This window comes from Yoonia sp. R2-816 (assembly GCF_046762905.1).
Taxonomy (GTDB): Bacteria; Pseudomonadota; Alphaproteobacteria; order Rhodobacterales; family Rhodobacteraceae; genus Yoonia.
The window spans coordinates 1-9057 of record NZ_JBKQXN010000202.1 but is presented as its reverse complement, the minus strand read 5'-3'; the positions used below and the strand labels follow the sequence as shown (position 1 = coordinate 9057).

At 53.6% G+C, this 9057-nt stretch carries 9 protein-coding genes and 1 pseudogene; 6 read left to right on the top strand and 4 right to left on the bottom strand.

Annotation, left to right across the window (positions count from 1 at the left end; all coding sequences use genetic code 11):
* Positions 1-261 precede the first annotated feature (261 nt).
* On the bottom strand, positions 262-507 hold the full coding sequence (locus ACFWW2_RS12200) for a hypothetical protein (RefSeq protein ID WP_393928352.1): 246 nt from the start codon (positions 505-507) through the stop codon (positions 262-264).
* A gap of 314 nt (positions 508-821) precedes the next feature.
* Here ACFWW2_RS12200 and ACFWW2_RS12195 point away from each other — a divergent pair, with 314 nt between their 5' ends.
* The 5 genes from ACFWW2_RS12195 (at position 822) to ACFWW2_RS12175 (ending at position 3371) form a co-directional block, all read left to right on the top strand.
* On the top strand, positions 822-1007 hold the full coding sequence (locus tag ACFWW2_RS12195; protein ID WP_393928351.1) for a type II toxin-antitoxin system HicA family toxin: 186 nt from the start codon (positions 822-824) through the stop codon (positions 1005-1007).
* Between the two features lie 8 nt (positions 1008-1015).
* Positions 1016-1399, top strand: a complete 384-nt coding sequence (locus ACFWW2_RS12190; protein ID WP_393928350.1) for a type II toxin-antitoxin system HicB family antitoxin — start codon at positions 1016-1018, stop codon at positions 1397-1399.
* 433 nt (positions 1400-1832) lie between these two features.
* Positions 1833-2174, top strand: coding sequence for an IS66-like element accessory protein TnpA (tnpA, locus tag ACFWW2_RS12185; RefSeq protein WP_393928349.1), 342 nt, complete (start codon positions 1833-1835; stop codon positions 2172-2174).
* Between the two features lie 207 nt (positions 2175-2381).
* Positions 2382-2549 (top strand): hypothetical protein, encoded by a 168-nt coding sequence (locus tag ACFWW2_RS12180; protein WP_393928348.1) that lies wholly within the window; start codon positions 2382-2384, stop codon positions 2547-2549.
* A gap of 63 nt (positions 2550-2612) precedes the next feature.
* Complete coding sequence (locus tag ACFWW2_RS12175) at positions 2613-3371, top strand: hypothetical protein (RefSeq protein ID WP_393928347.1); 759 nt, start codon at positions 2613-2615, stop codon at positions 3369-3371.
* 402 nt (positions 3372-3773) lie between these two features.
* Here ACFWW2_RS12175 and ACFWW2_RS12170 read toward each other — a convergent pair whose 3' ends face one another.
* The 3 genes from ACFWW2_RS12170 to ACFWW2_RS12160 form a co-directional block, all read right to left on the bottom strand.
* Positions 3774-4667, bottom strand: coding sequence for an IS1595 family transposase (locus tag ACFWW2_RS12170; RefSeq protein ID WP_393928346.1), 894 nt, complete (start codon positions 4665-4667; stop codon positions 3774-3776).
* A 97-nt stretch (positions 4668-4764) separates the two neighbouring features.
* Complete coding sequence (locus ACFWW2_RS12165; protein WP_393928345.1) at positions 4765-6558, bottom strand: ABC transporter ATP-binding protein; 1794 nt, start codon at positions 6556-6558, stop codon at positions 4765-4767.
* A gap of 637 nt (positions 6559-7195) precedes the next feature.
* A complete protein-coding gene (locus tag ACFWW2_RS12160; RefSeq protein ID WP_393928344.1) occupies positions 7196-8110 on the bottom strand; it encodes a hypothetical protein in 915 nt (304 codons plus the stop codon).
* Positions 8111-8894: 784 nt separating this feature from the next.
* On the opposite strand from ACFWW2_RS12160, the pseudogene ACFWW2_RS12155 reads away from it, so the two are divergent.
* A pseudogene (locus ACFWW2_RS12155) lies at positions 8895-9057 on the top strand (IS630 family transposase); the annotation flags it as partial.

The window sequence follows — 9057 nt, the reverse complement described above, 5'->3', positions numbered from 1 at the left end:
GTCTTGAGAAGACAGGCAGGGCCGTCAGAGAATGGGTTGCTGCCCGCAATCAGTTCGCTATCCTATACCCAGAACGGTTCAACAAATGAGCCGCCAAACTCGCATGGGCTAAGCCTCATACACAGAGTTTCGGATACTCCCCTGCGCGTTGCTACCGATGCCGCAGTTAGATCGGATGCAGCAAAACCCAGCGATGGACCCCCTACGGGCGACCGATGCGGCACAAAGCTGAGCCTGAACTATAGTGCCAACGCCTCTGTTTTATTCTCTGCCCGTGATCCCATCCCCGCGACAACGGATACCAACCGTCCCGCGTCCATATTTGTTTGCTTCCTCCTGAAGTTCAGCAAATCGCTGACTCATCTTCAAAAGGTCCTCAGCCATCAACAAAGCCTCGTCGTATGGCAGCACCATAGAATCTTGCCCGAGAAAAGTTTGATGGTTGATGCGCTGAGTGGACCTGTCTGCCATTTCTGCTGTCCTCTTGGCGAGCTGTCCATCATCCATTTTGCTGCTCCTTCTTGCCTGCATTACTTCACGTTCAACTGGCTTCTAACACCACATCCCGGGCGGGGAATAGAGCCAAGGCTAAACCACTCGTTGGCCAAGACCGTCATATGACCTGTCTCAGAAATTATTAATGTCCTTTTGCTCAGGCGAGATTGATGGTCTCGTGCTACCTGCACCGCTCGCCGCGACGGCACGTGCATGCTTGCATTTCCCACTACATAAAGGACGGCTTCCAAACTATTAATCCTTTATGTATGCTCTTTTGTGCATTTTATTCTTGCCTTTTCATGCACCAACGTGTACAAAAAGACATGACCAAGAGACGCAATATCATCAAAGCACTGGAAGCTGCAGGCTTCATCAGCAAAGGCGGCACCAACCACGAGAAGTGGGCGCACGAAGATGGTCGCACCACTATCGTCGGACGCCACAAAGACATCCCGCTGCCGACAGCCCGCCTAATCGCCAAGCAAGCGAAGATCAAACTGCCGAAATAGGAACCACCATGCCAAAGACGATTCAAAAAGAAACCCGCCTCTACCCCGTCATCCTTCATCGTGAAGGTGACACTTGGGGGTACTTCAGCCCCGAATTTGGTGGCGGCGGCGCGTCGACCGAAACAGACGCCATTTATGAAGCGCAATATATGATCGAAGGCGCGCTGGCTGATCTGATTGAAGCGGAAGACGCCATCCCTGACCCCTCTGCTCCAGAAGACATCGACGATGATGGCGGGAAGATCATCTATATCCCGATGATGCTCAGCAACGCTGCCGAGCGCATCTTCCTGACGCTACCGAAGACGCTGATCGCCCGCATTGATGCCGCGACCAGCAATCGGTCCGCATTCTTCGCGGAACTGGCAAGAGAACGCCTGAACCATTCTTAATACCCTTTGAGAACCCTTTTGACGCAAGGTCATTCATTCTCGTCTTCCGGCTTAAATCCAGCCTGCAGGTCGTCATACCACCCGGCGCAGTAGGCCGGTCGAGCGCCGCGTCCGCTTTGAGCACCGCCACATCAAGCTGATCGCCCACGCGCACGTCGCTGTGTGACAAGCGGCGGCATTCGTCCGGCAGGTCGGGCAATTCCTGTTCCGACCGCGCCTCACCAACGACTTCACCAGCGGCCCGAACGCGAGCCTCGTCAGTTTACCCGCAGGCGGTCAAAAAGACCGCGATCCACAAGACCATCAGGATTGACTTCCGTTTCACGTTCAACTGACCCAGCTACTGCGTAAGCGTCCGGCCTGGCTGCTCTGACGGTCCATAGAGTGTGTTGATAAGTGTCCACCATTGATAGTGGACATCTTGAGGACGGATATGGCGGGTAAGAAGGGTCAGAAGAAGCGGTTCTGGTCGGATGAGGAGAAGGTGTCGATCTGCGCGCAAACCTGCGCGCCAGGTGTTTCAGTCGCTCAGGTTGCGCGGCGGTACGCGATGAACACCAATCTGATCCACAAATGGCTACGTGATCCCAAGTTTGCGCCTGAACTGGAGATCATTGAAGGTGATGTAGCTGGGACGCCATGCTTTCTTCCCGTCGAGATTGTCGACCGCATCCCGGCCAAAAACACGGCCTCAACGACTGACACCAGGCCCACACAAAGTGCGATTGAGATCGATATCGCAGGCGGTCATCAACTGCGGATTGTCGGCAGCTAGGATCCCGAGGCGTTGGCCTGGCTGATCCGATATGCATCTTATGGCGACAACGATCTGCGTCGGAAAGGTGACAAACTTCGGGCTCTCACAATGGACAGCCCGGGATGGCGAGATTTGGCGCTGGATCATGTGCGCAGATGCGTCAACCGAAAGCGGTTCAACGCAGCGTTTTGCTACGCAAACGATCAGATTTTCGGGATGTCGTTCATGAAAAAAAGCCGTGAAAAGGTATTTTCAGAAATGCGGCTGAATTACCTTCTGGCCATTCAAGACCGGCTGCTACCACCACCACCTGACGCTATTCTGGCCGAAATAGCTGACATGGTCAAAAAACAAGGGGTGTATCCCCTTGAGACAAGTCACATTCAATCATAACTCCTTTCTTTAAATGAAGGAGGCATGTTGACGCATCCGATCTTTCGGTCTAGATGACGTGTCATGCAGGATTCGCGCAACCATATGAATACCATCGCCTCTGCGCTTGAGGCCCTTATGTCGATATCGGCAAAGGACCATGATGACGCGGCTGATATAAACCTAGCGACAGCCTGTCTTTTTCGAATCCAGAAACGCCACGCTTCTCCGGTTGCGAGCGCACCGCTTCAAGAGGAATCGACTCGCACAGATCAGAATATTGCGCCAGAGGAAGCTAATCCCGGAAAATTTCGCTATGCTGACTTGCCGATTTCTGAAGTAGCGGTGCTGATCCTCAAGAATGAAGCGGGCGGCAAAGCTATGAAGATGAAGGACCTCATAGAGGCGGCGCAAGCCGGAGGCTATCGCTTCGATGGCGCTAACCCGCACCAGTCTGCGCGCGCAGCATTTATTCGGCGAGGAAAAGGCCACGGAGATCTAATCCAGGTATCGCGATCTCATTGGGGGCTCCGGGATTGGTATACGCAACGCGAAATCACCCAGTTTAAGCACGCGGATGCTATAAGGTCGGGCCAAGAGTCTGGGAAGTCGAAGGGCACTTGGTCGCCGAAGGGGTGGGCGATATCTGAAGAGCAGGCCAGCGCGATAAAGGCAAAGATCGCAAATGGAGAAAAGCTATCAACGATAGCGCGAGAGTACAGCCTAACGGTGAATACAATCCATAGGTACAAGAAGCTTCTGGCTGATTGGTCGCTGGGTGACCCATTCCCACCCAAAAAGAAAGACGAAAGCGAAGTCCCAAAACTGAGGGCCGTAGAATGAATGCTGCAAGGTCATGCCTTGCCCCGAGAATGAGGGCCGCAGCCCCTCAGACGCGGAAACCGGAAGTGCTTGCGACACCTCCGGCTTTCCTAACCCTAACCAATGGCGTCAGAGCCAATGAAAGGAGCATCCCTATCTGGCAAACCGCTTTGTTAACCCAAGGCCGTTGATCGAGAAATCCGGCAAAAGCCGAAAGGCGGATTGGGAAGGTGCTGCGGTGCCTTCCCCTTTTATGTATGGTATTCTTGCCTAACGGTCAAGAAAGTAGGAGTGATTCCAGCATGTTATCTTTGTCGGAAGCTATAGAAAGTGGGCGATTACAAGAGTTTATCGCGCAAGAAGAGGCTCGTGGAGTTGCTCCGATCAGCGAGGCGGCTTTTGATGAAACCGCCTCTGCCGTTATCAAAACGCCGCTATCAGACGATCAAACATCAGGTTCACTTCGTCGCGATGGTTCGCCCGAAAAGTGAACTCATCAAGATAGCGCTTCATCCACTTTTGCGAAATTGAAACGTGGGTCCCGCGAATTGAGTGCTTAAAGTGACGCCAGAAGCTTTCCACGTGGTTCGTGTGGTGTAGTTGCTGCGTCTCATAGTCATAGATTGCCCACTGTTTTTGACCGTGCTTAACGGCAACGTGCGTGTAGCCTTCCATTTTCAGTAAGCCATACGAAAGCAATTCATCGGTTGACACCGTGGTGCCTGCCTCAACGTGCTTGAGTGTTTGTTCCCGCAGTGTGTTCATCTTCACATTGGGGATAATCTCTGTAACCAGATTGCCGCCACGCTGCTTGAAGCCCATGACGATTGTCTTGCCCGCTGCGCCACGTCCACGTTTGCCGGGGCGTTTGCCGCCTACATAGGCCTCATCAATCTCAACATGGCCCGACAGGATCGCTTGGGCGTCGTGCTTGCTCATTTGCTCACGGATTTTATTGCCGATCCGCCATGCGGTTTTGTAGGTCACGCCAAGTTGGCGCTGTAGTTCTTTGCCGGAAACACCGTGGCGCGTTGAGACGAAAAGGTAGATCGCATAAAACCATGATTGCAGTGGGGTGCGTGTGTCCTGAAAGATCGTGCCTGCTGTTGGGTAAACGTGATCGCCACAAGACGCACATGCCCACGCGCGACGCTCACCCATGCGGTGAAAGGTGCTCTCGACACCACAAGACCGGCATACGTGGCGCTCGCCAAAGCGGACGTTGAAGATGTGCTCAAGGCAGGCCTCATCGTCAGGGAAGCGCTTGAAGAAGTCGCGGACACTAAAGTCGGGTGATGCTGATTTGCTCTTTTCCATGCATCATAAATAGCAAATCACTTTACTTGCGTCAAGGGGATACACCCCAAAAACAATACCCTGATTTTGCCAAGACCAGTGAGTCATTTGGTGGTGGTCACTGATCCATGCTCTGTTTTCCAAACTGCACGTCATAAAGCGCCTTGAATTTACCTTTGGTGGCAAGCAATGCGCTAATACTGCCTTGCTCAACAATTTCGCCAGCTTCAAGATAGCATATTTCATCCGCATTCATCACCGTCGACAACCGGTGTGCGATCACAATCGTCGTTACCCCGCGAGTGATAGTATCCAATGCATCACGCACCAACGCTTCAGAGTGACTGTCAAGCGCACTTGTCGCCTCATCCAGCAACAGGATCGGGGCTTGCCGCAGAACCGCGCGTGCAATCGACAGACGCTGGCGCTGACCACCAGACAGAGAGGATCCGTTTTCACCAATGGTGGTGCCGTATCCCTGTGGCAGCTTCTCAATGAATTCGTGCGCATGGGCGGCCTTGGCGGCGGCCACAGCGTCCTCTTCGGTTGCGTCTGTCCGTGCCATCAGCAGATTATCCATCACGGTACCATCGAACAGGAACGTATCCTGCCCGACAAAGGCGATCTTTCCGCGTAACGAGGAAAAGGTTGCGTTTCGAATGTCTTGACCATCAATCCGAACTGCTCCTTCAACAGGATCATAAAGACGCAGGATCAGATTCAAGAGCGTGGATTTGCCACCGCCTGACGGGCCGACCAGAGCCGTCGTTTTGCCGGGCTGGAACGTTACACTTACAGATTTCAGCACAGTGTCACCCTCGGCATAGGCAAAGCTGGTATTGTCCAGCACCACACTGCCAGGGCCGGGCTTCAAAGGCACGGCGTCCGGTTTTTCCACCATGCTCTGCGGCGCATCAAGCAAGTCGTACATCAGCCTGACGCCGACCATTTTGCTTTCGATCACTACCCGCATCTTCGACAGTCGCATCGCGGGTTCATACGACATCAGAAAGGCGGTGACGAAGGACATCAACTGCCCTGGCGTCCCGGGGGACCGCCCGAAAACATCGACCGTGCTCAGCACAACAATCGACGCAATCGCGAGGCCCGCCACAATGTCCAACAAAGGCATCGTTGCCGATTGCAATTGTACGATACGATTGTTTCGATCTTCGACCTGACGAACAGCGACGTCCATCCGGTCAGACATGCGGGGTTCCAGCCCGAAAGCCTTGATCACCCGGGTGCCGAGTGACGTCTCCTGCACGACCTTGATGATCTCGCCCAGCCCAGCCATTTCCTGTTCCATGACTTTGCGTACCAGCCGCAGAATGCGCTGAACCCCGTAGATAATAATCGGGGCTACCACTAGACTGACAAGGGACAACACCGGCTGTTGGTAGAACATGACCGCTATCAGCCCAACCAATGTCAGAAGATCGCGAATGAAACCCGAAACGATCGTATCGATGATGCCCCGCGCTGATTGCGCGCTTTGAGTGATCTTCAGCAACAGTTCCGATGAGGCATTGCTGTTGAAAAAAGCCACGCCCTGCCACAGCATTCGATCATACATCAACATCTGCTTCTGTGCGACAATCCTGTTGCCGGCGCGCGCCATCAGAACCGCCTGAACATACATGGCAAAACCACGAAACGCGAAGATTATCGCGACCCCCACGCCGACCGTTATGACTTGCGTCCGGTTTTCAGGCTCGGACAAGGCATCGACGATCAGCCCCATCATCCAGGCAGAGCCCGCAGTTGCGACCGCGACAAGTATCATTGCGCCGGATGCGGCGAGGTATTTCCAGCGATGTTCCTGAAAACTCTCCAGCAACAGTCGCGTCAGTAACCGGTTCGCCGGAAGGCGTGCCAACCAACGATCATGCCATTTCAATGCAGTAGCCATTAATACACACCTTACGGACCCTTGCCGTGTTTCGACACCTATTTCAGTTAGTTCCGGTTCAACACACGCTTGCTATGTTTCGGGATGTTGGACTCAGCGGTGGTCTTCAATTGAAATCGACGCTTAATCACCGAAGCGCAATCACATGCGGCGCACCTCTCACCGACGCCATTCTAGAACATCATCTTGAGACCTGCGTACCCCCAAGGGCGCAAGTGTCACCAACTGTGCTTAGCCCTGTGGTACAGGAGGCCTCGTCAAAGAGATCTAGGCGATCACTCAACGCAGAGCTGAAGCAAAAGCCGAACCCGACGGCCAAGGCTCACTTTGGGTCGTAAGGAACGCCCCGGCGACATCCACCGCGCTGCCCGCGCCACGGTCGTGATAGCCAATGAAGCGGTCTATACGTAGTATCCGTTCGTCAGCGACCGTAGGTGAATGCAAAGGCGTTTTGTTTTGGTTCTCTGCATGCGATATCGAAGTCTGAATGGCGACTGCCAGCTTGAGAGCGACTAGTCGGGCGATGGTTCGAGACATAGGGACTCCCAGATTTTGGTCGTCAATTCGGACAGAAAAAGGGCCAGCTCACCAATACCAAAGGGACGAGGGCACCACATAAAGCTACGTTTAATGTGATTTATGACTTGTGTGCCAACGATTGAAATGTTGGATACATAGATCCTTGAACGCGGCCCTGCCAAATCATGTTGTTCGATTGTGCATCCCAGATACCTCTGCGAAGACGCTTGAGTGAAACGGGTGGCACGAGGCTCATGTCTGCGATCGTCAACCGGCTTGTGTGATAGCTATCCCGGCCGATTTCACTCGACAGAATAATGACGCTCAAGCTTTTCATACGCATACGTAGCGACTGGAGCTCATCAATAACTTCGCCCATTCCACTCGTGGCTTCAAAAAAATCGAGGTCGACAACCAAAAGAGACCAGCAACAATCGCCAGGCCTGTCTCGAAGCGTGCCCATCACGGCGTCGGGGTCGTCACACATATCGACGTCAAAACCAATTTGGGACAGGTCGTACACCAACTGGCGAGATTGCGGGACAGAAGTGTCAGCCAGAACAAAGCAACGGCCGCGATCAACAGACGATTGATCACGCGAGACCTGCATCCAATTGGCCGGCTCGGTAGGCGCTTCCGATTCCTGTTCGACTACACCTGCTGCCAATCTGGCGGGGTCATAACGATGTCGGTTTGCTAAACGCGATCCGGCCTGCCCAGATCCCCAGACGTCGACGCGCACCCCTAGAAATCTGCTGGCACGGCGAAACGACTTGGGACTAAGACTTGCCGCCCACACAGTTCCTGCGAGCGCACTGAACCCCAAACTCAGGATAAAAACAAAAAGTCCCGAAATTACCAAAATTGCTAGTGCCTGCAAAAAGGCGAAACCATAAATCAGCGCAACCAAAAAACAACTCCAGCTTGCAGTTAAGGCCAAAGCCATTGCCCTCAACCACGACTGAGAAAAATGTGTATCACCTTCATCGTTATTTGGTGGCAAAACCGGTCGCTCTTTTTCGTCCCTTTCCATTATGTTATCCCTTACTCGAAACTCTATTTTAAGTTTGTCCGCCGCACGCCGCAGCATTCCATCTCAATACGCCACAATCGACGGCATCTTGGCCGGTTTTGTCTGGCCGCCGTCAATGGGCTGGGCTTGTGCCACGCCCCAGAGTTGCGCTGCCAGCGAACAGCACCGTAGCGGTCACCACGACCGAAAGGCTTGGCGCAATGCTCGCCACCTGCAACCTTGAGTTCGGTCAAACGCCCCCCGAACCGAGACGTTGCGCGAACGAAAGGTGGCGACAGAAGGGGAAACAAGATCAAAATTACCTCTACTTTGGCAGACGTGCTTTCAAAGTTAATCAGGGATGGCTGCCGAAATAAAATACCAAAAAACAATGGTTTGATAGAAATACTCTATTCTTTTGTGCCCCGTTGGAACTGTTGATTCATTGGCTGCGGCTACTTTGAAGCCAGGGCGGGTTCGTTGATCATGCGACAGAGTCGAAGAGTGGGCCGAAAGACAGAAAATGCCTTTTGACGCCGGGTTTCTTCCGATGGATGTGGTCTCGAGCCAGAGCGCACTACCTGCTCAAAGCACGAGTGGCGGTTCGCAATGGCGATTTGTCAGAGCGCACACGATACGATGTGTCAAAACATTGCATCCTGATTGGTGGCACATCTCGATGCGGGTTCAGCATGTGGAGAACGCAATCAATGGCCTCGTGCAGAGAGAGGACTTCCCGGGAACAGCTGGGATCTTCACGAAGACGGCCGCGACCTCCCGCGCCGAAGGCTGCGTCGATGACATCGGAAAGGCACCAGATCGCGTTGTGTTCATTGACGAAACAGCCGTTAAGACCAACCTCACCCGACTGCGTGGCTGGGCTCCTCAAGGAGAACGGCTGACTATGGACGCCCCTTTTGGCAGCTGGGGAACGCAAACACTGATCGCAGGGTTGACCCGTGACGCTC

Coding starts and splice junctions, on each gene's coding strand:
- ACFWW2_RS12175 (WP_393928347.1), top strand. CDS start 2,613: ATGCAGGATTCGCGCAACCATATGAATACCATCGCCTCTGCGCTTGAG.
- ACFWW2_RS12190 (WP_393928350.1), top strand. CDS start 1,016: ATGCCAAAGACGATTCAAAAAGAAACCCGCCTCTACCCCGTCATCCTT.
- ACFWW2_RS12195 (WP_393928351.1), top strand. CDS start 822: ATGACCAAGAGACGCAATATCATCAAAGCACTGGAAGCTGCAGGCTTC.
- ACFWW2_RS12165 (WP_393928345.1), bottom strand. CDS start 6,558: ATGGCTACTGCATTGAAATGGCATGATCGTTGGTTGGCACGCCTTCCG.
- ACFWW2_RS12170 (WP_393928346.1), bottom strand. CDS start 4,667: ATGGAAAAGAGCAAATCAGCATCACCCGACTTTAGTGTCCGCGACTTC.
- ACFWW2_RS12160 (WP_393928344.1), bottom strand. CDS start 8,110: ATGGAAAGGGACGAAAAAGAGCGACCGGTTTTGCCACCAAATAACGAT.
- ACFWW2_RS12200 (WP_393928352.1), bottom strand. CDS start 507: ATGGATGATGGACAGCTCGCCAAGAGGACAGCAGAAATGGCAGACAGG.
- ACFWW2_RS12180 (WP_393928348.1), top strand. CDS start 2,382: ATGAAAAAAAGCCGTGAAAAGGTATTTTCAGAAATGCGGCTGAATTAC.
- tnpA (WP_393928349.1), top strand. CDS start 1,833: ATGGCGGGTAAGAAGGGTCAGAAGAAGCGGTTCTGGTCGGATGAGGAG.